Annotated in this window: 21 protein-coding genes; 12 read left to right on the forward strand and 9 right to left on the reverse strand. The window is 61.1% G+C overall.

The window, feature by feature from the left end:
- Positions 1 to 31: 31 nt before the first annotated feature.
- Positions 32 to 1291 carry an urea ABC transporter substrate-binding protein gene (gene urtA / locus CIW50_RS11345; protein WP_149531309.1) on the reverse strand — a complete coding sequence of 420 codons (1260 nt, stop codon included), beginning with the start codon at positions 1289 to 1291 and terminating at the stop codon, positions 32 to 34.
- A 161-nt stretch (positions 1292 to 1452) separates the two neighbouring features.
- Between urtA and CIW50_RS11350 the strand changes: the two genes are divergently transcribed.
- The 9 genes from CIW50_RS11350 (at position 1453) to CIW50_RS11390 (ending at position 13721) form a co-directional block, all read left to right on the forward strand.
- Entirely contained in the window at positions 1453 to 4827 is a 3375-nt protein-coding gene (locus tag CIW50_RS11350) for a hybrid sensor histidine kinase/response regulator (protein ID WP_149531310.1), read from the forward strand.
- Positions 4817 to 5740 (forward strand): response regulator transcription factor, encoded by a 924-nt coding sequence (locus CIW50_RS11355; protein ID WP_149531311.1) that lies wholly within the window; start codon positions 4817 to 4819, stop codon positions 5738 to 5740. Before CIW50_RS11350 ends, CIW50_RS11355 begins: the two co-directional genes overlap by 11 nt.
- Positions 5741 to 5935: 195 nt before the next feature.
- Positions 5936 to 7141, forward strand: a complete 1206-nt coding sequence (locus tag CIW50_RS11360) for an ABC transporter substrate-binding protein (protein WP_149531312.1) — start codon at positions 5936 to 5938, stop codon at positions 7139 to 7141.
- Between the two features lie 6 nt (positions 7142 to 7147).
- Positions 7148 to 8875 carry an FAD-dependent oxidoreductase gene (locus CIW50_RS11365; RefSeq protein WP_149531313.1) on the forward strand — a complete coding sequence of 576 codons (1728 nt, stop codon included), beginning with the start codon at positions 7148 to 7150 and terminating at the stop codon, positions 8873 to 8875.
- The gene (locus CIW50_RS11370; protein WP_246664223.1) at positions 8872 to 9642 is read left to right on the forward strand and encodes an SDR family NAD(P)-dependent oxidoreductase; all 771 of its coding nucleotides are present in this window, start codon (positions 8872 to 8874) and stop codon (positions 9640 to 9642) included. Before CIW50_RS11365 ends, CIW50_RS11370 begins: the two co-directional genes overlap by 4 nt.
- 27 nt (positions 9643 to 9669) lie before the next feature.
- Positions 9670 to 10455: an IclR family transcriptional regulator gene (locus CIW50_RS11375; protein WP_149531314.1), complete on the forward strand. Its 786-nt coding sequence runs from the start codon at positions 9670 to 9672 to the stop codon at positions 10453 to 10455.
- Between the two features lie 172 nt (positions 10456 to 10627).
- The gene (locus CIW50_RS11380; protein WP_149531315.1) at positions 10628 to 11950 is read left to right on the forward strand and encodes an ABC transporter substrate-binding protein; all 1323 of its coding nucleotides are present in this window, start codon (positions 10628 to 10630) and stop codon (positions 11948 to 11950) included.
- Positions 11947 to 12906, forward strand: coding sequence for a carbohydrate ABC transporter permease (locus CIW50_RS11385; RefSeq protein ID WP_246664224.1), 960 nt, complete (start codon positions 11947 to 11949; stop codon positions 12904 to 12906). The genes CIW50_RS11380 and CIW50_RS11385 overlap by 4 nt, the downstream gene beginning before the upstream one ends.
- Before the next feature lie 2 nt (positions 12907 to 12908).
- On the forward strand, positions 12909 to 13721 hold the full coding sequence (locus CIW50_RS11390; protein ID WP_172980293.1) for a carbohydrate ABC transporter permease: 813 nt from the start codon (positions 12909 to 12911) through the stop codon (positions 13719 to 13721).
- Positions 13722 to 13725: 4 nt separating this feature from the next.
- Here CIW50_RS11390 and CIW50_RS11395 read toward each other — a convergent pair whose 3' ends face one another.
- From CIW50_RS11395 to CIW50_RS11425, 7 genes are all read right to left on the reverse strand, one after another.
- A complete protein-coding gene (locus CIW50_RS11395) occupies positions 13726 to 16431 on the reverse strand; it encodes a nitrate reductase (protein ID WP_149531316.1) in 2706 nt (901 codons plus the stop codon).
- Positions 16431 to 17648 (reverse strand): NAD(P)/FAD-dependent oxidoreductase, encoded by a 1218-nt coding sequence (locus tag CIW50_RS11400; protein ID WP_149531317.1) that lies wholly within the window; start codon positions 17646 to 17648, stop codon positions 16431 to 16433. The genes CIW50_RS11395 and CIW50_RS11400 overlap by 1 nt, the downstream gene beginning before the upstream one ends.
- A gap of 9 nt (positions 17649 to 17657) precedes the next feature.
- On the reverse strand, positions 17658 to 18083 hold the full coding sequence (locus CIW50_RS11405) for a globin family protein (RefSeq protein WP_149531318.1): 426 nt from the start codon (positions 18081 to 18083) through the stop codon (positions 17658 to 17660).
- Positions 18084 to 18168: 85 nt separating this feature from the next.
- Positions 18169 to 18594 (reverse strand): globin family protein, encoded by a 426-nt coding sequence (locus tag CIW50_RS11410; RefSeq protein ID WP_149531319.1) that lies wholly within the window; start codon positions 18592 to 18594, stop codon positions 18169 to 18171.
- A gap of 74 nt (positions 18595 to 18668) precedes the next feature.
- Positions 18669 to 19463 carry an ABC transporter ATP-binding protein gene (locus CIW50_RS11415; RefSeq protein ID WP_149531320.1) on the reverse strand — a complete coding sequence of 265 codons (795 nt, stop codon included), beginning with the start codon at positions 19461 to 19463 and terminating at the stop codon, positions 18669 to 18671.
- A 27-nt stretch (positions 19464 to 19490) separates the two neighbouring features.
- Entirely contained in the window at positions 19491 to 20384 is an 894-nt protein-coding gene (gene ntrB / locus CIW50_RS11420) for a nitrate ABC transporter permease (RefSeq protein WP_149531321.1), read from the reverse strand.
- Positions 20385 to 20436: 52 nt separating this feature from the next.
- Entirely contained in the window at positions 20437 to 21753 is a 1317-nt protein-coding gene (locus CIW50_RS11425; protein WP_149531322.1) for a CmpA/NrtA family ABC transporter substrate-binding protein, read from the reverse strand.
- 414 nt (positions 21754 to 22167) lie between these two features.
- Here CIW50_RS11425 and CIW50_RS11430 point away from each other — a divergent pair, with 414 nt between their 5' ends.
- Entirely contained in the window at positions 22168 to 22683 is a 516-nt protein-coding gene (locus CIW50_RS11430) for a hypothetical protein (RefSeq protein WP_149531323.1), read from the forward strand.
- A gap of 28 nt (positions 22684 to 22711) precedes the next feature.
- Here the strand turns inward: CIW50_RS11430 and CIW50_RS11435 are convergent, their stop codons facing one another.
- Positions 22712 to 23623: an intradiol ring-cleavage dioxygenase gene (locus tag CIW50_RS11435; RefSeq protein ID WP_149531324.1), complete on the reverse strand. Its 912-nt coding sequence runs from the start codon at positions 23621 to 23623 to the stop codon at positions 22712 to 22714.
- 152 nt (positions 23624 to 23775) lie between these two features.
- Here CIW50_RS11435 and CIW50_RS11440 point away from each other — a divergent pair, with 152 nt between their 5' ends.
- Entirely contained in the window at positions 23776 to 25029 is a 1254-nt protein-coding gene (locus CIW50_RS11440; RefSeq protein WP_149531325.1) for a serine hydrolase domain-containing protein, read from the forward strand.
- A 621-nt stretch (positions 25030 to 25650) separates the two neighbouring features.
- Entirely contained in the window at positions 25651 to 26022 is a 372-nt protein-coding gene (locus tag CIW50_RS11445; RefSeq protein WP_089265251.1) for a helix-turn-helix domain-containing protein, read from the forward strand.
- Positions 26023 to 26054 lie beyond the last annotated feature (32 nt).

Consider the following 26054-nt stretch of genomic DNA (forward strand, 5'->3'; position numbering starts at 1 on the left):
CGGCGATCACGCCGCACTCGGGGAGGAAGGCTTACTGATAGCCCTTGGGGAACGGATCCGGCTCGATCAGTTCGGGCGTCTCGTAGACCACCTTGAACTGGCCATCGAGCTGGGCCTGACCGACGCGGGCCTTCGACCACAGATGGTGGTTCGGATGGATCTTGACGTAGCCTTCCGGGGCCTTGGTGAATTCGATGCCGGCGGAAGCCGCAGCGATCTTGTCGATATCGAAGGATCCGGCTTTTTCGACGGTCATTTTCCATAGCCACGGGCCGAGATAGGCAGCCTGCGTCACGTCGCCGATCACGGTCTTCTCACCCCACATCTTCTTGAAGGCGGCGACGAATTCCTTGTTGTTCGGATTATCGAGCGATTGGAAGTACTTCATACAGGCATAGGCGCCCGCGATGTTCTCGCCGCCGATACCGTCGATTTCATCCTCAGTGACCGAGATGGTCAGCATGGTCTGCTTCGACAGATCGATGCCCGCTGCCTTGAGCTGCTTGTAGAAGGCGACGTTGGAGCCGCCGACGACTGCGGCATAGATCACATCCGGCTTGGTCAACTTGATCTTGTTGATGACCGAGTTGAACTGGGTGTGGCCGAGCGGGAAGTATTCTTCGCCTGCGACCTTGCCACCGAGCTTGCCCTCGATGTGCTTGCGGGCAATCTTCATTGACGTGCGTGGCCAGATATAGTCCGAGCCGATCAGATAGTAGCTCTTGCCGTTCTTCGTCTTGGAGACCCAGTCGAGGCCGGCGAGGATCTGTTGGGTGGCTTCCTGACCGGTGTAGATCACGTTCTTGGACTGCTCGAGGCCTTCATAGAAGGTCGGGTAGTACAGCATGCCGTTGTACTGCTCCATGACCGGCAGCACCGCCTTGCGGGAGGCCGAGGTCCAGCAGCCCATGATGGCGGCGACCTTGTCGTTGACCAGCAGCTTTTTGGCCTTTTCGGCGAAAGTCGGCCAGTCCGAGGCACCGTCTTCCTGGATGAATTTGATCTTGCGGCCGAGCACGCCGCCCATGGCGTTGATCTGGTCGATGGCTAGCTTTTCAGCCTGCACCGAGCCGGTTTCCGAGATGGCCATGGTACCGGTAACCGAATGCAGGATGCCGACAGTGACTTCCGTATCGGTGACCGCGAGGCCGGTGGTGTTGATGGCCGAAGTGGCAGGCGCCTGCGCAAAAGATGTGCGCGGAAGCAACGACATTGCCGGCAAAGCCGCCATGCCCATCAGCAGTTTACGCCGCAATGGCGAGTGCAAGCCCGGTTTCTTCTCGTCTGACATTTCAACCCCACTGGTTTCGAGTACGCCTATTGGTGAGGCAAGCATTGCTGAACTTGTGCGGTGCACGGATACGCGAGATCGCGTATACTGCACCGCAAAATGCCGACGTAGGTTTTCGGCAATGCAAATATGCGTAGTTGAACAGGGTCAGGAGCGAAGTAGTGGCAGGGCGGCAGCGTATCGACCGCGTGAGACGCCAGTACAACCAATGGGTCGCCAACCAGACCCTTGAGGACTACGCCCTCCGCTTCACCGCGAAGAGCGCCCGGCGCTGGTCCGCCGCGCGGGTCGCCAATACGGCGCTCGGCGCCATCTCGTTTCTGGCCCTCGAGGCCATCGGCGGCACCATCACCATCAATTACGGCATGACCAACGCCACAGCGGCGATCCTGGTGGTCAGTGTCATCATTTTTTGCTGCGGATTGCCGATCGCGTATCATGCCGCAAAATGCGGCATCGATATTGACCTCCTCACCCGCGGCGCCGGCTTCGGCTATATTGGCTCAACTGTTACATCGCTAATCTACGCGTCTTTCACCTTCATCTTTTTCGCCATCGAGGCCGTCATTCTCGCTTCGGCGCTGGAGATGTGTTTCGATATTCCGCGTCCTATCGGCTACCTGATATCGGCGGTGGTCATCATCCCCCTGGTGACTCACGGCATCACGCTGATCAGCCGTTTCCAGCTCTGGACCCAGCCGATCTGGCTGGTACTAAATCTGCTGCCCTTCGCGGCCATCGCCTATTCCAGCCGCGACTCCTTCGTGGCATGGACCAAATTTCCGGGCGACCACGGCAGCGCCGCTGGCCATCTCGATCTCCTGCTGTTTGGCACGGCCGCGTCCGTCGTGTTCTCGCTGGTCGCGCAGATCGGCGAACAGGTCGACTTCCTGCGCTTTCTGCCTCGCGACCGCCGCAGCTCCAAGGTGAGCTGGTGGGTGGCGCTACTCTGCGCAGGCCCGGGCTGGATCATCGTCGGCGCCATCAAGCTGCTGGCCGGCTCATTCCTCGCCTATTTTGCACTGACCCACGGCATCTCCGCCGAACACGCCGCCGAGCCTGCGCATATGTATCTCGAAGCGTTTCGCTATGTGCTGTCGCAGCCAGATTTGGCGCTCGCACTGACCGGCACCTTCGTGATCCTGTCGCAGCTCAAGATCAACGTGACCAATGCCTATGCCGGCTCGATCGCCTGGTCGAACTTCTTCTCGCGCCTCACCCACAGCCATCCCGGCCGCGTCGTCTGGCTGGTGTTTAACGTTCTGGTCGCGCTGCTGCTGATGGAGATCGGCGTCTACAAGGCGCTGGAGCAGACACTGGCGCTCTACTCCAACGTTGCGATTGCATGGGTCGGCGCGCTGGTCGCCGATCTGGTCATCAACAAGCCGCTCGGACTGCGCCCGCAGCAGATGGAGTTCAAGCGCGCGCATCTCTACGACATCAACCCGGTCGGCGTCGGCGCCATGCTGGCCGCCACCGTGATGTCGGTCAGCGCGTTTTATGGATTGTTCGGCCCCACGGCCAAGGCACTGTCGCCCTTCGTCGCTCTGGTTACTGCCCTCGTGATTGCCCCGATCATCGCCTTTGCGACAGGCGGGAAATACTACATTGCCCGCAAGCCGAAGCGCGCCTGGCAAAATATGGCGGCGATCCAATGCTGTATCTGCGAGCACTCGTTCGAGCCCGAGGACATGGCCCACTGCCCGGCCTATGCCGGCCCGATCTGCTCGCTGTGCTGCTCGCTCGACGCCCGCTGCCACGATCTCTGCAAGCCGCATGCGCGGATCGACGCGCAGATGTCGGCGACGTTCGGAAAATTGCTGCCGGAGCCGATCCTGGCCCGGCTCAACTCGCAGCTCGGCCATTATCTTGGCGTGTTCATGATCGCTGCCGGCCTCGTCGGCCTGACGCTGGGACTGATCTATCTGCAGACCTCCGCCGCCTCGCCGGGAGACAGCGCGCAGGTCTCGGAAGTGCTGTGGAAAGTGTTCTTCGCGCTGGCGATCATCATCGGCGTGGTGGCATGGCTATTCGTGCTGGCCAAGCAAAGCCGTCGCGCCGCTGAAGCCGAGACCAAGCGGCAGACCACGCTGCTGATGCAGGAAATCGACGCGCACAAGCGCACCGATGCCGAGCTGCAGCGCGCCAAGGAGGTCGCAGAATCCGCCAATCTCGCCAAGAGCCGCTACGTTGTCGGTCTGAGCCATGAACTGCGCTCGCCGCTCAACGCCATATCAGGCTATGCGCAGCTCCTGGAGCAGGACGAGAGCCTGCAAACGCGCCCGCGCGATCAGGTCCGCGTGGTGAAACGCAGCGCCGATCATCTCTCCGGCCTGATCGACGGCATTCTGGATATTTCCAAGATCGAGGCGGGGCGCCTTTATCTCTCGCGCGACGAAGTGCGCCTCACCGACTTCCTCGATCAGCTCGTCGGCATGTTCCGGCTACAGGCCGCAGCCAAGGGCATCGACTTCGTGTTCCGGCGGCCGAACATTCTGCCGACCGTGGTCTATGCCGACGAGAAGCGGCTGCGGCAGATCCTGATCAACCTGCTCTCCAATGCCATCAAGTTCACCCAACAAGGCAGCGTGCAGTTCGTGATCCATTATCGCAGCCCAGTCGCCGAATTCGAGATTATCGATACCGGACCCGGCATTCGTCCCGATGATCTGGAACGCATCTTCGCGCCCTTCGAACGCGGCGCGCTTGGCGCCGCGCAGCCCCACACGGGCACCGGTCTGGGCCTCACGATTTCCAAACTGCTTGCGGGCGTGATGGGCGGCGACATCCGCGTTAGCAGCGAGGTCGGCAACGGCAGCACCTTCCGCGTCAAGATGCTGCTATCGGAGGTCACCAACCCCACGCGCATCGCCCCCGTGGATGCGCCGATCTACGGCTATCACGGCGCGCGCAAGACCATTCTGATCACCGACGACGATCCGACGCAGCGCGATCTCCTGCGCCAGGTGCTCACGCCACTCGGCTTCATCCTGCTCAGCGCGCCGGATGGCCAGGCTTGCCTCAGCCTCGCCCAGCATTGCCACCCCGATCTGTTCCTGCTGGATATTTCCATGGCGGGCATGGATGGCTGGACCGTCGCGGAAAAGCTGCGCTCCTCGGGCCACCATCACGCACGCATCCTGATGGTCTCGGCCAGCGCGCTCGAAGCCCACGGCACGCCGCTCGCCCAGCCATTCCATGATGGCTATCTGATGAAGCCGATCGAACTGCCGCGGCTGCTCGAACAGATCGGACAACTCCTGAAGATCGAATGGCAATACGAACGCGACGAAGTGGCGCCGCTGCCGCAATGGACGCCCCATAGCGGCACCCGCCCGCCGGTGCATCATGTGGAGGAGCTCATCAGCCTCGGGCAGATGGGGCACATCCGCGCCATTCAGCTCAAGCTCGACGAGATCGGCAACGATCACCCCGAACATGCCGACTTTGTCGCGCAGATGCGTTCGCTGATCGATCGCTTCGACCTCGATCAATACATGGCCACCTTGAAGACGCTGTACACCTATGACCACTGATAACAAAAAACGCGACGTCGCGCTGGTGGTCGATGACTCGCCGGAAACATTGCGGCTCTTGACCGATGCGTTGGACGGCGCCGGCATGACCGTGATGGTGGCGATGGACGGTGCCGCCGCCATGCGCATTGTCGAGCAAATCACACCGGATATTATCCTGCTGGATGCTGTCATGCCGGGGATCGACGGCTTCGAGACTTGCCGCCGGCTGAAGCGCGATGCGGGTCTGGGCGACGTGCCCGTGATCTTCATGACCGGCCTCTCCGAGACCGAACATATTGTGCGTGGCCTGGAGGCCGGCGGCGTCGATTACGTCACCAAGCCCATCATCATCGAGGAAATGCTGGCGCGTATCCGCGTGCATCTCGCCAATGCACGGCTGACGCAGAGTGCGCGCACCGCGCTCGATGTCTCCGGGCGCTTCCTCCTCGCGGTGAGCAGCAAGGGCAATATCCTGTGGGCAACGCCGCAGGCGCAGAAGCTCCTGAACGATCACCTCATTTCCGCCCCCGACGACGAATTGCTGCTGCCACCCGTGATGCTGCAATGGCTGGAGCAGATGCAGCGGCCCGGCGCAAAGCCCGCACCGTCATCAGGCTTTCCCAACAACGAGCTGCTGCGTCTGCAATATATGGGTAAAGTCGGCTCCGGCGAATTCTTGCTGCGGCTCGCCAAGGAGAACGCGCCGACCGCCCCTGCCGAATTCAGCAAGGAGCTCGGCCTCACCGGCCGCGAGGGCGAAGTGCTGTCCTGGCTGAGTAAAGGCAAGAGCAACCGCGACATCGCGCAGATCCTCGGCCTCTCACCACGCACGGTCGACAAGCATCTGGAGCAGATCTACGCCAAGCTCGGTGTTGAGAACCGCACAGCGGCGGCGGCCATCGCGGTGAATGCGAGCCACAGGCGGCAATAGCCGCGGCATCGCATTCGGATAGTTCAGCTCCCTCTCTTGTTCCTTTGATAGTGCACCGCACGCGCGGGCGGGCCGCGCATGCAAACCCGCAGCTGTTGTCGAATTCGCTATTGACAAACTTTTTCGTCAATATCTAATTTAGCAAAAACAAGAGATGAATGGCCCGACACGAGGCCGCATTGGGGAGAGAAACACATGACACGCCGGTTCCTGGTGTGCGCTGCCGCGCTCACGCTTTGGACATCCACCGCCTCCGCTCAGGTCTCCGACGACGTCGTTCGCATCGGCGTTCTCACCGATCTTTCAAGCTGGGGGCGCGACAATAGCGGCCCCGGCTCCGTCGAAGCCGCGAAGATGGCGCTCGAGGAATTCGGCCCGACGGTGCTCGGCAAGCCGATCGAGATCATCAGTGCCGATCACCAGATGAAGTCGGATGTGGGCATCCAGATCGCGCGCAACTGGTTCGACGCTGGCAAGGTCGATGCCGTCGTCGATATCCCGAACTCAGCCATCGCCATCGCGGTTCATAATCTGGCGAAGGATCGCAACAAGATCGCGCTGCTGTCCGGCCCAGGCGCAAGCACGCTGACGGATGAGCTATGCAGCCCCAACACGGTCCACTTCACCTACGACACCTACGCGCTTGCAAAGGTCACAGCCTCTGCTGTGGTCGCCGGCGGCGGCAAGTCATGGTTCTTCATCACCGCCGACTATGCCTTCGGCAACCAGCTTGAACAGGACGCAACGCGCTTCATCAAGGCGAGCGGTGGCACCGTGCTGGGCAGCGTTCGTCACCCAACCAACACTGCCGACTTCTCTTCTTTCGCGTTGCAGGCGCAGAACTCGAAGGCTGAAGTCGTCGCTTTCGCCAATGCCGGCCAGGACACCGACAATTCGATCAAGCAGTCCGGCGAATTCGGTCTCGTCAAGGGCGGCCAGAAGCTGGTCGGCCTGCTGATGTTCGACACCGACGTGCATGCCATCGGACTCGACGCAGCCCAAGGCACTTACCTCACCACTGCGTCCTACTGGAACATGGACGACAAGACGCGCGCCTGGTCGAAGAAATTCTTCGACCGCACCAAGGTGATGCCGACCATGATCCAGACCGGCGTCTATGGCTCGGTCCTGCATTATCTCAAGGCCATCAAGGCCGCCGGCACCGACGATCCGGCCAAGGTGATGGCCAAGATGCGCGAACTGCCCATCGAGGACACCTTCGTGCATGGAGGCAAACTGCGTGAGGACGGCCGCGTCATCCGCGACATGTATCTGGCTCGCGTCAAGAAGCCGTCGGAATCCAAGGAGCCTTGGGATTATCTCGACATCATCAAGACCGTGAAGGGCGACGACGCCTTCCGACCCGTCTCTGAATCGAAATGCGCATTGCTGAAGAAGTAAGGTCTCATGGCTGTTGATCCCAAGGCGAATATCGAGCTCTATGAATGCGACGTGCTGGTCGCCGGCTCCGGCTGCTCCGGCATGTCGGCGGCGATCACCGCTAGACATAGCGGGCTCGATGTTCTGATCGTCGAAAAGGAGCCGCGGTTTGGTGGCACGACCGCGCGCTCCGGCGGCTGGCTGTGGATCCCCGGCACGTCGCTGGCACGCGCCTGGGGCATCAATGAGAGCCCGGACGAGGCACGCACCTATCTGCGCCATGAAGCCGGCAACAGTTACGATGCCGCACGCGTCGATGCGTTTCTCGCCGCAGGGCCCGAAGCAATCGACTTCTTCACCTCCAAGACAGCGGTGCGCTTCGACATGCCGCTGACCTTTCCCGACTACGATGCGGAAGCGCCCGGCGGCAAGCAGGGCGGCCGTTCGATGGTGGCACGGCCGTTCGACGGACGCGAACTCGGCGACCACATCAAGAATATTGGTGCGCCGCTACCCGAGTTGACGGTGTTCGGCATCATGCTCGGCTCCGGCAAGGACATCATCCATTTCATGCGCGCAACGAAGTCGCTCACCTCGGCGATCTACGTCGCCAAGCGGCTGTCGAAGCATTTCATGAACGTGCTGCGCTACGGCCGCGGCATGACGCTGACCAACGGCAACGCCCTCGCCGGCCGGCTCGCCAAATCCGCCTTCGATCTCAAGATTCCACTGTGGCTGTCGTCACCGGTGCGCGAACTGATTATGGAAAACGGCACGGTTCGCGGCGCCATCGTTGAGCGCAACGGCAAGCGCGTCCGCATCTACGCAAGACGCGGCGTGGTGCTCGCATGCGGCGGCTTCCCGCATGACATCGAACGGCGCAAGGCGATGTTTCCGCATGCGCCCACGGGGCGAGAGCACACTTCGCCGGGCCCGACCGGCAATACCGGCGATGGTCTTCGCCTCGCGGAGTCCGTGGGCTGCCGTGTCGAAGATTCATTGCCGAATGCCGCTGCCTGGGTGCCGGTCTCGGTCACCCATCGCAAGGACGGCAGCAAAGGCGTGATGCCGCACTTCATCGATCGCGCCAAACCCGGTGTGATCGCCGTGATGCGCGACGGCGCCCGCTTTGCCAACGAAGGCAATTCCTACCATGCTTTCGTCCAGCAGATGATGAAAGCGGCAAAACCGGGCGAGGAAATAGCGGCTTGGCTTGTTTGCGACCACCGGGCACTCAGGCAATACGGGCTCGGCGCCGTGCCGCCCTTCCCGATGCCGATCGGCCAGTATCTGAGCTCGGGCTATCTCATCAAGGGCAACACGCTCGAAGAGCTCGCCAGCCAGGCTGGTATCGACGCCGGCGGCTTCGTCACAACCATCGCGCAATTCAACAACACCGCAGCCGAAGGCCGCGATCCGGCCTATGGCAAAGGATCGCGCGCCTATAACCGCTACCAGGGCGACGCCAACCACGGACCCAATCCCTGCGTCGCACCGATCGAACAGGGGCCGTTCTATGCCATCAAGATGGTGATCGGCGATCTCGGCACCTATGCCGGCATCAGGACCGATGCACAGGCGCGCGCGCTCGACGCCGGCGGTCAGGTGATCAACGGCCTTTATGCAGCGGGTAACGACATGGCGAGCATCATGGGCGGCAATTATCCCGGCGCCGGCATCACACTCGGTCCCGCGCTGACCTTCGGTTATATTGCCGGCCGCCATCTCGCCGGCACGCCGGTAAAGGCAGCATGATGGCCAGCTTCGCACCCAATCTGCTGAAGGGTCAATTGGCGCTTGTCACGGGTGCTGCCGCTGGCAACGGCCGCGCCATTGCAATGGGTCTGGCGGCGCATGGCGCCGATATTATCGTGACCGATATCGACCACGATGGCGCCGCACGCACGGCCGGCGATATTGCAGCCACCGGGCGGCAGTCATGGCATCATCATCTCGACGTTACGGATGTCGATGCCTGCCGACAGCTCGCACAGACTGTCAAAGCAAGTGCCGGCGACATTTCGATCCTGATCAACAATGCCGGCATCATCATTCGCGAAGGCATCGAATCCGAGCGCGCGGTTGAGAACTGGCGGCGCGTACTCGACGTCAACCTCAACGGCGTGTTTAACGTCACCCATGCCTTCCTGCCGGCCTTGCGCGCCCGGCGGGGCAGCGTGATCAATCTCGGCTCCATTGCCTCTTTCGTCGGAGTCGCCGATACCCTCGGCTATTCGCCCTCCAAGGGCGGCGTGAAACTGCTGACACAGGCGCTGGCGCGCGAAGTTGCCAAAGACGGCGTGCGCGTCAACGCCATTGCGCCGGGTGTGATCGAGACGGCCATGACCGAAGCGACGCGCAACGATCCCGCGCGGCTGGCCGGCTTCCTCGGCCGCACGCCGCTGGGCCGAGTCGGGCAGCCCGATGAGCTGATCGGCCCTGTGGTCTTCCTCGCTTCTCCCATGGCGACCTATGTCACAGGTGCGACCTTGCCAGTGGATGGAGGCTTCCTGGCCGTGTAGTGTCCGCGGCACTGGTTTGGGGCAAGCATGGCTAAAGAGAGTCGCGGCATTCAGTCGATCGAGGTCGGGGGTGAATTGCTGCAAGCGCTGGTGCGCAATGGTGAACCGATGATGCTGCGGGATCTGGCGCGCGAGGCCGGCATGTCGCCAGCCAAGGCGCATCCCTATCTCGCCAGTTTCTCCCGCATCGGCCTGATCGAGCAGGATCCATCCACCGGCCGCTATGAATTCGGTGCGCTCGCCCTCGAACTCGGCATCGTGACGCTGCGTCGCCTGTCGGCCGTCCGCGTGGCAACACCGGCCATTATGGCACTTGCCGGCACCATCGACCACGCCGTCTCGCTGGCGATCTGGGGGACCCATGGACCGACCGTGGTGCGCATGGAGGAGCCCAGCCACCCTGTGCACATCGCCATGCGCGTGGGCTCAACCGTATCTCTGCTCGAAACAGCAACGGGACGGATCTTCGCGGCATTCATGCCATCAGCAACGATCAATTCCGCGCTCACCGAAGATCTCGACCGGCTCTCGATCGGCTATGACCCGAACCGCAAGATAAAAGGCCCGGCCATCGACAAGATCCTCGCCGACATCCGCACGCGCGGGCTGGCCCGCGCCGTCGGCGAGCCCTTGCGCGGCGTCAACGCATTCTCGGCGCCGGTGTTCGATCATAGCGGCGCGGTAGTCCTGGCCGTGACCGCCATGGGCGCGGTGGGCACCTTCGACGTCAACTGGAACAGCCCGATCGCCAGCGCCCTGCTCGATTGCACCAATGCGATCTCGCGTCGACTCGGCCGCGACGTCAAGGACTGAGCAGCGCAGCAATCTGCGCAAGATGCGTGCAGTGTGCAAAGTTGTCTGACAACCCGACGCGTGGCCTTGTCGCCCCAGTCCATCGTGTTACGATCCCTCAGGCGCATCTCCGGTCCACGGGGAGCGACCATAAAATCACCGCCGGTCAAGGCGGCTCGAGGGAGGATGACACATGGCTCTTTACGGCCCGACACGTCGTGCCTTTGTGCATGGGGCGCTCGCCACCAGCGCGATTGGCCTCACCGGCATTCCAGCTTTCGCCGATCCCGCCTGGAAGAAGTACGCAGGCACCACGATTGAAGCCAATCTGATCAAGGGCCCGCGCGGCGAACTGCTGCAGAAGTACGCCTCCGAATTCACGGAACTGACCGGCATCAAGGTCGAGTCCGAAGTGATCCCGGAGCAGCAGCAGCGCCAGAAGGCCGTCATCGAGCTCACCTCCGGCAAGCCCTCCTTCGACGTCGTGCACGTCAGCTACCACGTCCAGAAGCGCCAGTTCGAAAAGGCCGGCTGGCTCGCCGATCTCACCGGCTTCATGAAAGATCCGAACCTCACCGCGTCGGATTTACGCGTCGACGACTTCTCCGCCGGCGGTCTGCAGTTCGCGCAGAACGACAAGGGCGAGATGCACTCGCTGCCGTGGTCGGTCGATTATTTCATCCTGTACTACAACAAGGAAATGTTCGCCAAGAAGGGCGTCGCAGTTCCAAAGACCATGGATGAGATGGCGGCCGCTGCCGAGAAGCTCAACGATCCCGCCAACGGCATCTACGGTTTCACCGGGCGTGGCCTCCGCAACGCCAACATGACGCTATGGACCAACTTTTTCCTCAACTATGGCGGCGAATTCCTCGATGCCAAGGGCAACATCCTGACCGATGGGCCCGAGGCCATCGAAGCGACCAAGATGTATCAGCGCCTTCTCACCAAGACGGCGCCTCCCGGCGTCGCCGGTTTCAACTGGATGGAGTCGATGGCCTCGCTGACGCAGGGCCGCGCAGCCATGTGGATCGACGGCGTCGGCTGGGCACCGCCCATCGAGGATCCCAATGCGTCGCGCGTGGTCGGCAAGATCGGCTACACCGTCGTGCCCGCCGGACCGAAGGGGCAATTCTCCGCCGCCTATGGCGACGGCATCGGCATCGCGAAGACCTCGACCAAGAAGGAAGCCGCCTATCTCTATTGCCAATGGGCGGTGTCGAAGACCATGGGTGCCCGGCTGTTGCAGAGCGGCGGCGGCGTGCCGTTCCGCAACTCGATCCTCAATGAGGAGACGGTGCGCAAGGGCGTGAAGAACCAGGAATGGCTGGATTCGGTGATCGCCTCGGCCAAGATCAGCAAGCTCGGCCTGCCGGTCATCGTGCCCGTCGCCGAATTCCGTGATCTTGTCGGTGCCGCCGTCACCGCCACGCTGGCAGGCGCAGATCCGGCTACCGAGCTGAAGAAAGCCCACGAACAGTTCCGGCCGATCCTGGAGCGCAGCGAAAAATCGTGAGCGAACTGACAGCGGGAAAGGCCGTCGCCAAAACGACCGCAGCGGTCGCGGCCGAAACGGCAACCGCCGGAAAAAACGAGTGGCGGCCAATTTCCTATTGGCCGTTCGTGATTCCAGCGATGATCGTCGTCATGGCGGTCATCATCTTCCCGTGGGTCTATACGATCTGGATGAGCCTGCACGAATGGAAGGTCGGCCAAGCGCCGACCTTCGTCGGCTTCGCCAATTATCTCAGGTTGCCGAGCGATGCGCGTTTTGTGGAATCCGTGGGGCACACCCTGGTCTATACGGCGCTGTCGGTCGCGCTGCCGCTGATCCTCGGCACATTGGCGGCGGTGATCTTCAACAACAAGTTTCCGCTGCGCGGCCTCTTCCGCGGGCTCTTCATCCTGCCGATGATGGCGACGCCGGTCGCCATCGCGCTGGTGTGGACGATGATGTTCCACCCGCAGCTCGGCGTGCTGAACTATCTGCTGTCGCTGTTCGGCCTGCCACCATCGCTCTGGGTGTTTCATCCTGCCACCGCAATCCCGTCACTGGTGCTGGTGGAGACGTGGCAATGGACGCCGCTGGTCATGCTGATCGTGCTCGGCGGCCTCAGTGCGATTCCGACCGAGCCCTATGAAAGCGCCCAGATCGACGGCGCGACACCGTGGCAGACCTTCCGCTACATCTCGTTGCCGATGATCATGCCCTTCCTGTTCATCGCGGCGATGATCCGCATGATCGACGCCGTGAAGAGTTTCGACATCATCTTCGCCATTACGCAAGGCGGTCCCGGCAGCGCCTCGGAAACCATCAACCTGTATCTCTACAGCGTCGCCTTCGTCTATTACGACGTCGGCTACGCCTCCGCGATCGTGGTCGTGTTCTTCGCGCTCATCGTCGCGCTCGCCGGTGCGCTCTTGCATCTGCGCCAGCGCACCCACTGGAACGACGCCGGAGGCAGTGCCTGACCATGCGGGACTTTCTCAACAAACTCGGCCTGACTTTCGCCTTCATCGTCATCGTCTCGCCGGCGGTGCTGTTCTTCCTCTGGATGCTGTCGCTGTCGCTGAAATTCGAGATCGACAACGCCTCCTATCCGCCGGTCTTCATCCCCGACCGCATCAATTGGGGCAATTACGCCGCCGTCATCGAATCCAAGCGATTCATGACCTATTTCTTCAACACGCTGATCGTCACCGGCTCGGCGACCTTGTTCGCTCTCATCATCGGCGTGCCTGCCGGTTACGGGATCGCACGCATGCGCGCGCGCAAATCGGCCATCGTGATCCTGATCGCGCGCATCACGCCCGGCCTGTCCTATCTGATCCCGCTATTCCTGCTGTTCCAGTGGCTCGGCCTCCTGGGCACCCTGTGGCCGCAGATCATCATCCATCTCGTGGTCACCGTGCCGATCGTGATCTGGATCATGATCGGCTATTTCGAGACGACGCCAATGGAGCTCGAAGAATCCGCCATTATCGACGGCGCCACCCGGTGGCAGGTATTCCGCCACGTCGCGCTGCCTATTGCACGTTCCGGCATCGCCGTTGCCTTCATCCTCTCGGTAATTTTCTCCTGGAATAATTTCGTGTTCGGTATCGTGCTGGCGGGACGGGAAACGCGGACACTGCCGGTCGCGGTCTACAACATGATCTCGTTCGATCAGTTGAGCTGGGGACCGCTGGCGGCCGCGGCGTTGATCGTGACGCTGCCGGTGCTGTTGCTGACAATGTTTGCACAAAGGCAGATTGTGGCGGGACTGACCGCGGGCGCAGTGAAGTGACGCGTTAACTCGCAGCAACCTTGCGCTGCTCATCCGGCGCCGTTTCGCTCGCCGCAATCAGGCGCTTGAGCTCCGGGATACACGAGCCGCAATTGGTGCCGGCCTTGAGCTTTGCGCCGATCTCCGCTGCCGTCCCCGCCCCCGCTGCGATAGCGTCGCAGATGGTATTGCGGCCGACGCCGAAGCAAGCGCAGACGATCGGACCGGCACTGGCCGCGCCATCGGCGGACTTTCCGGAGAGCAGCGTACGGCGCTGGTCGTCGCTCACGGTCTCGGCGGTGAACAATTCCTTCACGGCATCCCAGGAAAGCGCCCCCTCGGTCGGGCCGATGAACAGACAGGTCTCGATGCGGTCATCCTTGAACGACACCGCGCGATACACACCTTGGCCCACGTCCTCGTATTCAGCGGCATCATCGCCCAGCAACGGCTTCAGCCAGTTCTGCCAGGTCTCGACATCGGTATTGTCGGAGAGCAGATAACCGACGCCGCCCGTGACTGCGACGCGCGCCCATTGCACGCCGAACGTCATCTCCAGCGGTATGCGCGACAGCACGAAGCCGCGCTGCGCAAACACGACAGGTGCGATCGCCACCGGCGTCGCCTTGTTCTCGGGTTGACCAGAGAATGGATCGACAAATGGCGCGACAAGCCCGCCGACACGCGCGAAACCCGCGGTCTCGTCGTTCCAGTGGATTGGCGCGAACAACATGCCGCGCTGCTGGCGCTCGCTGACAATGACTTTCAGCACACATTCGCCATGGTCGGTGGTCAGCCGCGCATGGCCACCGTCGACAATCGCGAACGCTACGGCATCGTCAGGATGGATCTCGACGAAGGGCTCCGGAATATGCTGACCGAGCCGCGGGCTAAGGCCCGTGCGCGTCATCGTGTGCCACTGATCGCGGACGCGGCCTGTGTTGAGCCGTAGCGGGCGCTCGATCGACACCTGCGTGCGCAACTCCGGCGCCTCCGGCGCGATGAAACGCGCGCGCCGGTCATTGGCGTAGAATTGACCATCGGCGAAGAAGCGCGCCTGCGGCTTCGTGGTCCCCTCACGCACTGGCCATTGCACCGGGGCCATGGTGTCGAAGGCCTCGTCCGAGACCTTCATCAACCCACCGATATCGAAATCGCGATGGCCGTTGTTTTCGAAAGCCGAAAGGCTGGCGTGCTCGCGAAAGATCTCGGCGGCCGATGTGTAGGCGAAGGATGCGCCATAGCCCAAGCGCTTGGCGACTTCGCTCAGCGCCCACCAATCCGGTCGCGCCTCGCCAGGCGCCCGCAGGAACGAACGCTGCCGCGACACGCGGCGTTCGGAATTCGTTACCGTGCCGGACTTCTCGCCCCAGGCCAGCGCTGGCAACAATACATGCGCACCGGCATTCACAGTGTCGTTGGAACGCACATTCTCCGACACCACAAACAGATCGAGCTTGCTCAGCGCGGCGCGCACGACATCGGCATCGGGGAGCGATACCGCGGGATTGGTGCCCATCACCCACAACGCCCGAATCTCGCCGCGGCCAATGGCCTCGAACATCTGGACGGCCTTGAGGCCTTCATGGGTGGCGATATGCGGCGCCTTCCAGAACCGGCGCACGCGATCGATATCGACAGGCGTGAAGCCCATATGGGCTGCGAGCTGGTTGGCGAGGCCACCGACCTCGCGGCCGCCCATGGCATTCGGCTGGCCGGTCAGCGAGAACGGCGACGCGCCAAGCTTGCCGATGCGGCCGGTGGCCAGATGGCAGTTGAGGATCGCATTGACCTTGTCGGTGCCCTGCGCCGACTGGTTGACGCCCTGCGAATACAGCGTGACCACACGCGGCGTCGCCTTGAACATCTGGAAGAAGGTCGCGACATCGATCTCGTCGAGCCCGGTTGCCTTGGCTGTCGCGGCCACGCTGCCGGCAATGGTCCTGGCCCGCGCGAGCGCCTCGTCAAAGCCCGCTGTGTGCTCCCCGATATAACTCTGATCCAGCGCACCGTTATCGGCGAGATAGGCAAGGAGCCCACTGAACAGCGCGGTGTCCGTGCCCGGCTTCAGGCCGAGAAACAAATCGTCATTACCAACGGTATCGGTGCGACGCGGGTCGATCACAACGATCCGCGCGCCCCGGGTCTGCTTGTTGGCCAGCATGCGCTGATACAGCACCGGATGGCACCAGGCGGCATTGGAGCCGACCAGCACCAGCAGATCCGCTTGGTCGAGATCCTCGTAGCATCCCGGCACCGTATCGGCACCGAACGCGCGCTTGTGGCCGGCCACGGATGAGGACATGCAGAGTCGCGAATTGGTATCGACATTGGCGCTGCCGAGAAAGCCCTTCATCAGCTTGTTGGCGACGTAGTAATCCTCGGTCAGCAACTGGCCGGAGAGATAGAACGCCACGGCGCTGGGGCCATGTTTGGCGACGACCTTCTGAAATCCTTCAGCGACATGATCCAGCGCATCGCTCCATGCGACCTGCGCCATCTCGCCATTGTCGCCGCGCATCATCGGATGCAGCAAGCGCTCGTCGAGGCTCAGCGTTTCGCCGAGCGCCGATCCCTTCGAGCAGAGCCGGCCGAGATTGGCGGGATGCGCGGGATCGCCCGCAATCACTGCGCCGCCATTGCCGTCCGGCGTCGCCAGCACGCCACAACCGACACCGCAGTAAGGGCACGTCGTGCGCGTGGCGTGCAGATGCGGATCGACCGCGTTCATCACGCCGCCTCCGCGCGGACGGCGAGTGCGCGACCGAACATCATCTCGGCGCGGATATCGGAAATATCAATGCCGCTGCGGATCAGCTCGAGATACCACAGCGCATCCTGCGTATCGCCGACCAGCACGGCGCCAGCGAGCGCGCCATCTGCGATCACCAGCTTCTTGTAGGTGCCGCGGCGGGCATCGTTGAGCAGAAGCGTCTCGCTGCCTTCGCCCGCCATGAAATCTCCAACCGAGAAAACGCTGACGCCGGAGACCTTGAGATTGGTGGAGAGCACGCTGCCGGTATAGGCAGCGGCCTTGCCCGCGAGATGGCGTGCCAACACCCTGGCTTGTTCGTAGGCGGGCTCCACGAGGCCATAGCAGGTGCCGCGATGCTCGGCGCATTCGCCGAGTGCGAAGACGTCGTCGGTACCGGTTGCCATCTGGTCGTTGACGACAATGCCACGATTGACCGGGATTTCCGCTTCCCTGGCGAGCGACGTGTTGGGCCGGATGCCGGCCGCAAAGATCACGGCGTCGGCGTCGAGCATACGGCCATCGGCCAGTTCGACGCTCACGACACGATCGCTGCCATGAATACGTGCCGTATTGGCATTGAGCAAAATCCTGACGCTCTTGCGTTCGACCAGCGTTTTCAGGAGGTTCGCTGCAGGTGCATCCAGCTGGCGCTCCATCAGCCGGTCCATCAGATGGATCAGTGTGACGTCAGCGCCCGCCTTGGCGAGGCCATAGGCAGCTTCGAGACCAAGCAGGCCGCCACCGACCACGACGACGCGCTTCTTCTGCGCGGCAAGTTCGAGCAGCAGGTCCACATCGCGGCTGTCGCGGAACACATGCACGCCCTTGAGATCACCACCGGGCACCGGCAGCCGCAGTGCAGATGAACCGGTGGCGATGACCAGTTTTGAGAACGGCACATGCTTGCCGGTCGATGTCGTGACCTCACGCGCGGCCATATCGATGGCGGTCGCCGTTGCGCCGTATTTCAGCGTGACGCCGCGGTCGCGCCACCAGGCGGCAGGCTTCAGCTCGATCTCCTGGGATGTTGCCTCACCGGCCAGCACCGACGACAGCAAAACGCGATTGTAGGCGAGCCGTGGTTCGTCTCCGATGACGGCGATGGCGTATCGACCGAGCGCGCATTTCGCCAGCTCGTCCACGAGCCGAGCCGCTGCCATGCCGTTACCAATGATGACCAGCGGCTCGCTCACGTCATATCCTTACTCGGCCGCCTGCGCTGTGCCGTAGGCTTCAGAAATCATGTAGCCGGACAGCGTGCCGTAGGCCGCGGTCCAGGCGCTCGCGAGTTCGGGCGTCCAGGCGTCGCCGAGGCCATTCTCCAGGGTCCACAGCAGCGCACCGCCGACGATCGGATAGTGTTCGGCCTTCACGCCATAGGCCACGTGCTGCTTGGCGAGCGCGCTCGCTGCAGGCAATACAGTTTCGAGTCGCGTCAGGCCGGTGACGACGACGCCAAGCGTCGCCATCAATTTGCGGCCCTGCTCCTTCATGTCGCCGCGAAACATCGGCTTCACTTGTGGGGCAACCTCGAAGAGACGGCCGTAGAACAATTCCGCAGCCACTTCGGAAATCGGCGCGACTTTCTTGAAACTATCCTGGACCAGAGCGACGTCAGACGCATTCATGTAAACTCTCCTTGTTGTGGAAGGCGAGCTTGTGTGTCGCGCCGCGTGAGCGAATGTTCAGCGCGCGATAAAATGCGATGGGATTCTAGTGATAGGCCGCAGAAATCATGCGTGCTGCCAGAAAATTGTAAACCTTGTGCCACGAGGCCTCGACCTCGGGCGTCCAGCGCTCGCCAAGCCCCTGCTCCAGACTCCAGAACAGCGCCTCGCCGACTGGAAGATAATGCGAGGCCTCCACGCCATAATGCACATGGTCTTTCGCGATCTTGCCGATTACCGACAATAGACCCGTGATATTGTCGAGACTGCCGACGATCACCGTAAGCGTTGCGATAAACTTGTGCTTGAGCTGCGCCATGTCGCCGCGAAACAGCGGGCGCGTTTCCGGCAATGTTTCGAACAGTCGAGCATAAAACAGATCCACCATGACCGAGGAGTTCGGCCACATCTGATCGAATGAGGATTGCACGCGCATGATTTCTTCGCGCGTCAGGCCTATCGAACGACTCATGATCTGCAGCTATCCGGAAAGTCTGAGCCGCATTCATTCGGTTTACCCTCGGAAGTCAAGAGGTAATGAGATGCTTACGCGGCTTCGACAAATTTGTGGCGCTCGTACAGGAATTCGAGCACGCGCTTGCGGCAATCGAGGTAGACGGCGTTGCTCGCCAGTTCGAGTCGCTTGCGCGGACGCTCCAGCGGCACATCGAGTACTTCGCCGATAGTCGCTGATGGCCCATTGGTCATCATCACGATACGATCAGACAGCAGTACGGCTTCGTCGACGTCGTGGGTGATCATGACGATGGTGTTGCCAAGTTTCTGATGTAGCGCCATCACTGAGTCCTGCAGATGCGCGCGGGTCAGCGCATCCAATGCGCCGAACGGTTCGTCGAGCAGCAGCACCTTCGGCTCCATGGCCAGCGCACGGGCAATGCCGACGCGCTGCTTCATGCCGCCGGAGATTTCCGAGGGGCGCTTGTCCTTGGCATGGGTCATCTGCACGAGATTGAGATTGTGCATGGTCCACTCGTCACGCTCGACGCGGCTCTTGGTCTTGGCAAACACCTTGTCCACGCCAAGACGGACATTCTGGTAGACCGTCAGCCAGGGCAGCAGACTGTGGTTTTGGAATACGACGGCACGATCCGGGCCAGGTGAATTCACCTCGCGACCTTCAAGGATCACGCCACCGATCGTTGCACGGGTCAGGCCGGCGATGATGTTGAGCATCGTCGACTTGCCGCAACCGGAATGGCCGATGATGGAAACGTAATCACCCTTGCCGAGGTTGAGGTTGATATCCTTCAACACTTCGGACGAGACCTTGCCGCGGGTGAACACCTTGTCGACGTGATCGAGCTTCAGATATGGCGTCATGATATCTCTCCTTAGCTGACCCAAGTGTTAGCTGACTGAGGTGCCGTGGGTGACAAGCTTGCCGAGCCCCGCGATCAAGCGGTCGAGCACGAAGCCGATGATGCCCACATAGAACAGCGACAGGATGATCTCGCTGATATGCGATGAATTCCAGGCGTCCCAGATGAAGAAGCCGATGCCGACGCCACCGATGAGCATTTCAGCAGCAATGATGGCGAGCCATGACAGGCCGATGCCGATGCGCAAACCCGTGAAGATGTAGGGCGCGGCCGAGGGCAACATGACCTTCCAGAAGAACTCAACCGGATTGAGCTGCACCACAGCAGCCACGTTGCGATAATCCTGCGGAATGTTGCGAATGCCGACCGCGGTGTTGATGATGATCGGCCAGATCGAGGTGATGAAGATCACGAAGATCGCCGAGGGCTGACCGTCGCGAAACGCAGCGAGCGCCAGCGGCAACCAAGCCAGCGGCGGGATCGTGCGCAGCACCTGGAAGATCGGATCGAGGCCACGCATCGCCCAGACCGACTGACCGACCAGCGTACCAAGCGCGATGCCGACAACGGCCGCAAGCGAGTAGCCAAAGGCGACACGCTGAAGACTCGCCGACAGATGCCAGAACAGACCCTTGTCGATGCCGCCGCGATCGAAGAACGGATCGAAGATCAGCTCCTTGGTATCCTGATAGACCTTGGATGGCGGCGGCAAGGTCGACCCTGCGCGCCGACACACCAGCTCCCAGAACACCATCAACAGTGCAAAGACGATCAGCGGCGGGATCACGCGCGCTGCCACGTCCTTGGCTGCCTTGACATACTTGTCGGTGTTCGGGACCTGCTTCGGAGCCAGTGCGACGCTGGCCACCGGCGGCTTCGCTAGTGCCGTTGCCGGTTCGGTCTTGATAACTTGCATGTTCATCGCACTGATCTCCGTCATGTCAGTCAGGCCCAGCTCAATCTCAACGTCGCGCTCAGACGTCGACGCGCTTGATGGCGAGCGATTTCAAATAGGCGGCGGGGTTCTCCGGATCAAACACCTTGCCGTCAAAGAACGTCTCCTTGCCGCGCGACGTCGAAGTCGGGATGTCCGACGCGGCGACGCCGAGCTCCTTGGCGGCGTCCTTCCAGAGATCTTCGCGATTGACCTTGGCAATTAGCGCCTTGGCGTCGTAGCCGGCCTCATACTTGCCCCAGCGGATATCCTCGGTGATGAACCACAGATCGTGGCTCTGATACGGATAGGACGCATTGTCCTTCCAGAACCGCATCTGCTGCGGCGAGTTCTCGACTACGCGGCCGGTGCCGTAGTCGAACTTGCCCTTCATGCGATCGGTGACATCTTCGACCGGCACGTTGATCCACTGGCGCTTGGCACAGATCGCCGCGGCTTCTTCGCGATTCTCCATCTTCTCGCACCACTGCTGGGCTTCCATCACGGCCATCAGCAGCGCCTTCGCAGCTTTCGGATACTTATCGACAAAAGCCGCGCGCATGCCAAACGACTTCTCCGGATGCTTGTCCCAGAGTTCGCCCGTGGTCAGAGCGGTGTAGCCAATCTTCTGGTGGATGAGCTGCAGGTTCCACGGCTCGCAGACGCAGAACGCGTCCATGGTACCGACCTTCATGTTCGCGACCATCTGCGCCGGAGGCACAACGATGGTTTCGATGTCCTTGTCGGGATCGATGCCGCCGGCAGCGAGCCAGTAGCGGATCCAGAGGTCATGCGTGCCGCCCGGGAATGTCATTGCGGCCTTCACCGACTTGCCGCTTGCCTTCTTCTTCTCCAGCGCGACCTTGAACGGCGCGGTGTCGAGGCCGATCTTGAGATCCTCATATTCCTTGCCGACCGAGATGCACTGGCCATTCAGATTGAGGCGCGCCAGAATATACATCGGCGTCGGCACGTTGTTCTGCGTCACCTTGCCGGACGAAATCAGGTAGGGCATCGGCGTCAGGATATGCGCGCCATCGATGCCGTTGCCTTCGGAGCCAAGCACGAGGTTATCGCGCGTGGTACCCCACGACGCCTGCTTCAGTACTTCGGTGTCAGGCAGACCATATTTCGCGAAGATGCCCTTTTCCTTGGCGATGAACAGCGGAGCCGCATCGGTCAGCGCAATGAAGCCGAGCTTGGCGCCCTTCACTTCGGGACCAGCACCCTGCGCGAAAGCACCGGCGGGGAAGTTGAGCTTGGCGGCCGCTAGCAAGGCAGCGGTACCCGCGCCGGCTTTCAGAAGCTGACGGCGGCTGATCTTGCGGCCCGGCTTGTTGGTCTCTGACTTCGTCATGTGCTGCTGTCGTCCTTTCGCGTCTCGGATGGCCTGCACCGTCATTGCCCCTCGTCACAGCGCACCTCGATCGAAGGCGTACGGACATAGCGGCGCGTCTGGGGAAAGCCCCATGATGGCAATGCTGGCTGGTGATTGATGGTGACGGCTACAATGGCGTCGCTAAGAACTATTCAAAGTTCGTGCCAGTCGCTACCCGATGAGAATTTCAATCAATTGCAGTAACTTACCCAAAGGCAGGGGGCCGGCGCGGCGAACCTGCCGCATCGAAAATTTGCGGACCGCTTATTTATTGTGCGACGCACGCGAAATAAGCAGAGTGCAACGAGGTGCTATTGCACCGAATTCATCGCCGCTTTGGCGACCGGATCGGTGCTATCAACCGGCTTCAGTTTCTTGCGAACGGACCGCCTCATGCCGACCATTCCGGTGATCACCGAACCTGCCCTCGCATCGCTCCGACAGGCTTTGAGCACGCTGAAGGCTGCGGCCGTGGTGTCCGCGGCGGCAGTGCTGTCCCAAGGCAAAAGCGACCTTGAAGCGAACGCCGCGGCGGCAACCGGCCATTTGGATAATGTTTCCCGCCAGCTCCATGCGTTCCGCAAGGGCGTCCTTCAGGATGCGCTGGTTCCAGCCGAGGAAGGTACCATGGCCGTGGATGTTGATATCGACGCCCTCGATCGCAGCATCGACAGCGTGGATCAGCACATCATCCAGGCCAAAGACGCACTTTTCGCGGTCGCCGAAAGCGCTGACCGCACCGGTCTCGAGACCTTTGCCGAACGCATCGGCGAACTTGGCCGCGCGCTGCTAGACGTAGTTGACCTCATCGCGCCATCCGCCGCGCACAATGAAGCGCCGTTCCTGTTTGATCAGTTCTTCCTGGAGTCGTTGCAGGAACTCTCGCAACGCGACTGGAGCGCGACCTGACCGCAGATCGCAAGACGGCTGGGATCGCTTACGCCTCGGCCTTTTCCGGCATCATCGGTTGCGGAACCGTGCCCTCGCCCGGCTTCATGCGAAAATTATAGGTCATCAGATGCCACCGCCCGTCGGCAGGCTGACCGTCAGGCATGACGGCATCGCTGCGGTTCTCGACGGTCGCGATCAGATCGTCCTTCACGCCGAATACGACATCGGAATCGAGATATTCGTCGCCCTCGATGAAGACGTGGGTAATCAGCGGCTCATATCCGGGCGCCGCGACCAGGAAATGCACATGCGCCGGACGCATCGGATGGCGCCCCGTCTTCAGCACCAGATCGCCAGCCGGACCATCCGTGGGGATAGGATAGCTGCATGGCAGAATGGTGCGGAAGAACAGCCGGCCGTCGTCGTCGGTGATGAAGCGCGCCCGCGACGACGGGCCTTGCGTGGCATAGCTCGCCTTCTGCGAGTCGTAGAAACCATCATCATCGGCATGCCAGATATCTACCGGCACGCCAGCTAGCGGCTTGCCATCGAGATCAGTGACGCGGCTCTGCACGAACATGCGTTCACCCGCGAGACCCGGAGAGATATCGGCGCCATGCGGCATCACAGGATGCTCGCCGACATAGAACGGTCCGAGCACCGTCGTCTGCGTGGCCCCCTCACGCTCCCTGTGGTTGACCGCGTCGACCAGCATCGAGACGCCCAGCACGTCCGAGAGCAAGATGAACTCTTGCCGGATCGGCGTGCATTTCTGGCCCGTGCGGGTCAGGAAGTCGATCGCCACTTCCCATTCGCCGAAGGTGAGATCGGTCTTGCGCACATAATCGTGCAACGACTTTACTAGTTCTTGTAGCAGGAATTTGGTGCGAGGATCGGGCGTCTTGTCGAAGCTCTGGATGACAGCTGCAGTAAGTTCAGTGTCATTAAATTGGGTCATAATTCCATCCTGCGCGACGCGCCGCGATTGCATCTTTAACGATACACCAAACAGAGCTTCGCGTAAGCTCACGACGCTATAAATCCATATGGCCAGCGGTTGATTTTCATCAATAGAGATGGACCGCGTTCACACATCGGAGTGATGCTGCAATGCCGTCCCAGAGCCTGAGCCCTTCGTCTGCGTCACCCGAACAGGTCGGCATGTCGACCACGGCGCTCGCCCGCGTCGAAGCGCATCTCAAGCAGCGTTATGTCGATGCCGGCCGCTTTCCAGGCACGCGACTACTGGTCTATCGCCGCGGCGAAATCGTGCACAGCACCGCGCAGGGCTTTGCCGACGTGGAGCGCAAAGCCCCCGTCAGGGACGATACGATCTTCCGCATCTATTCGATGACCAAGCCGATCACGACCGTCGCCTTCATGATGCTGGTAGAGGAAGGTCGGGTGGCGCTCGACGAACCCGTCCACAAATATATTCCGGAATGGGCAAATCTCGGCGTATTTCAGGCGGGCGTGACGGCACCATTCCTGACCAAGCCACCGGCCCGGCCGATGCAGATCATCGACCTGCTGCGTCACACATCCGGACTCACTTACGGATTCCAGCAGCGCACCAATGTCGATGCCGCCTATCGTGCGCTCAAGATCGGCGAAGTCGAAAAATCCGGTACGCTGACGTCGATGATTTCAGATCTCGCCAAAATCCCCTTGGAGTTCTCGCCAGGCGACGCGTGGAATTATTCGGTCTCGACCGATGTTGTCGGGTATCTCGTGGAGAAGATCGGCGGGAAACCATTCGAACAATTCCTGCAGGAGCGCATCTTCGATCCGCTAGGCATGACTGATACCAGCTTCTTTGTACCTTCCGACAAGGCGCATCGCTTCGCTGCCTGCTACGCCGCCGATGGCAAGGGTGGCCTCACTCTCCAGGACGATCCCGCGACGAGTTCATTCTTGTCGCCGCCCTCGATGATCTCTGGCGGCGGCGGCCTGTGTTCCACAACTGCGGACTATCTCACCTTCTGTCGCGCGCTGCTCAATGGCGGCGCACTGGGTGACGTGCGCTTGCTCGCTCCGAAGACGATCACGCTGATGACCAGCAATCATCTCCCCGGCGGCCGCGATCTCACCGAGATGTCAAAGTCGATGTTCAGCGAAGCGAGCTATGCCGGCATCGGCTTCGGACTCGGATTTTCGGTGACGATGAATCCGGCCAAGACCATGATCCCCGGCAGCGCTGGTGAATATGCATGGGGCGGCGCGGCGAGCACGGCATTCTGGATAGATCCGGCCGAACAGATGATCGCGATCTTCATGACGCAGCTGTTGCCATCGAGCGCCTACCCGATCCGGCGCGAGCTGCGTACGATGATCTACTCCGCGATTACCGACAGCAATGTTTAGTAACCAACGATCCGACCAATATTGCTCAGTTGGTGCGCGCATCAGGCCGGCCGTGCTCAACATATTCAGCACGAATCAAATGAAATTCTCTCTCAGTGAGAATTTGCGATGAAACTTCCGGTGTGCATCTTACGTAGTAACAACTACCCACGGGATTGTGATACTATGCTGGAACTACACGGGAGATCGTAAAATGTGAAATTGCAGCTGGAAATCGCATGGAATGCTGCATACCAGAGATTTGCAGCCTACGAATGCGAACAACTCTCAGTTATCTTGCGTGCGTCAGGCAAGTCACGTGTGTATAGCATGACGACCAACTTCTACTTTCGCTTCCGCTGCAAGGCCCGTGTCGATAGAAATTGAGTTACGGAATTCGTTGGAAGTTTTGCGAGAAGTAGCAACGGAATACCGCAAGGTTTTTTGGACGATTGGATGACCCTCGCGATTGCGTACCGATCAATTCGCGTATCGCGACGATTTCAGCCATCCCAATCGTCATGACGGTGTGTATAACAGAGATGCCTTTGAAAGTTAGCTTTAAGGGCTCTCGGGCTAAAAAAGCTCTAAACAAGAAAATAAAACCAAACTCCCTTATTCAAACGAACTGAATGGTGACGAATGAAGCAACGTAGCGCCGGCAAACCCGACATTGAGATGGGCAAGAGGATCCGTCTGCGTCGTGTTGAGCAGAAAATTTCACAGGCGGATTTAGGCGAAAAGCTGGGCGTCAGTTTCCAGCAGGTTCAGAAGTACGAAAAGGGTGTCAATCGCGTTGGCGCTGCGCGTCTTCAGCAGATTGCGACGGCGCTCGATGTGCCGGTCACCTTCTTCTACGATGGCGACGGCAAGAGCCGCGAAGTGGAAAGCTTGCTGTTCCTCGATAGCGCTTTCAGCCTCCGCTTGCTTCGTGCCTACAGCCGCATCAAGAGCCAGACGGTCCAGCGCCAGATGGTCGTCCTGATGGAAGCGATTGCCGACGAAGAGAAGTAATCGTCGCATGGCCGCCGGAGCGACCCGGCCGC

Origin of the sequence: Tardiphaga sp. P9-11, from assembly GCF_008329525.1 — a bacterium.
GTDB lineage: Bacteria > Pseudomonadota > Alphaproteobacteria > Rhizobiales > Xanthobacteraceae > Tardiphaga.

Coding starts and splice junctions, on each gene's coding strand:
- urtA (WP_149531309.1), bottom strand. CDS start 1,291: ATGTCAGACGAGAAGAAACCGGGCTTGCACTCGCCATTGCGGCGTAAA.
- CIW50_RS11355 (WP_149531311.1), top strand. CDS start 4,817: ATGACCACTGATAACAAAAAACGCGACGTCGCGCTGGTGGTCGATGAC.
- CIW50_RS11360 (WP_149531312.1), top strand. CDS start 5,936: ATGACACGCCGGTTCCTGGTGTGCGCTGCCGCGCTCACGCTTTGGACA.
- CIW50_RS11365 (WP_149531313.1), top strand. CDS start 7,148: ATGGCTGTTGATCCCAAGGCGAATATCGAGCTCTATGAATGCGACGTG.
- CIW50_RS11370 (WP_246664223.1), top strand. CDS start 8,872: ATGATGGCCAGCTTCGCACCCAATCTGCTGAAGGGTCAATTGGCGCTT.
- CIW50_RS11375 (WP_149531314.1), top strand. CDS start 9,670: ATGGCTAAAGAGAGTCGCGGCATTCAGTCGATCGAGGTCGGGGGTGAA.
- CIW50_RS11380 (WP_149531315.1), top strand. CDS start 10,628: ATGGCTCTTTACGGCCCGACACGTCGTGCCTTTGTGCATGGGGCGCTC.
- CIW50_RS11390 (WP_172980293.1), top strand. CDS start 12,909: ATGCGGGACTTTCTCAACAAACTCGGCCTGACTTTCGCCTTCATCGTC.
- CIW50_RS11395 (WP_149531316.1), bottom strand. CDS start 16,431: ATGAACGCGGTCGATCCGCATCTGCACGCCACGCGCACGACGTGCCCT.
- CIW50_RS11405 (WP_149531318.1), bottom strand. CDS start 18,083: ATGAATGCGTCTGACGTCGCTCTGGTCCAGGATAGTTTCAAGAAAGTC.
- CIW50_RS11410 (WP_149531319.1), bottom strand. CDS start 18,594: ATGAGTCGTTCGATAGGCCTGACGCGCGAAGAAATCATGCGCGTGCAA.
- CIW50_RS11415 (WP_149531320.1), bottom strand. CDS start 19,463: ATGACGCCATATCTGAAGCTCGATCACGTCGACAAGGTGTTCACCCGC.
- ntrB (WP_149531321.1), bottom strand. CDS start 20,384: ATGAACATGCAAGTTATCAAGACCGAACCGGCAACGGCACTAGCGAAG.
- CIW50_RS11425 (WP_149531322.1), bottom strand. CDS start 21,753: ATGACGAAGTCAGAGACCAACAAGCCGGGCCGCAAGATCAGCCGCCGT.
- CIW50_RS11430 (WP_149531323.1), top strand. CDS start 22,168: ATGCCGACCATTCCGGTGATCACCGAACCTGCCCTCGCATCGCTCCGA.
- CIW50_RS11435 (WP_149531324.1), bottom strand. CDS start 23,623: ATGACCCAATTTAATGACACTGAACTTACTGCAGCTGTCATCCAGAGC.
- CIW50_RS11440 (WP_149531325.1), top strand. CDS start 23,776: ATGCCGTCCCAGAGCCTGAGCCCTTCGTCTGCGTCACCCGAACAGGTC.
- CIW50_RS11445 (WP_089265251.1), top strand. CDS start 25,651: ATGAAGCAACGTAGCGCCGGCAAACCCGACATTGAGATGGGCAAGAGG.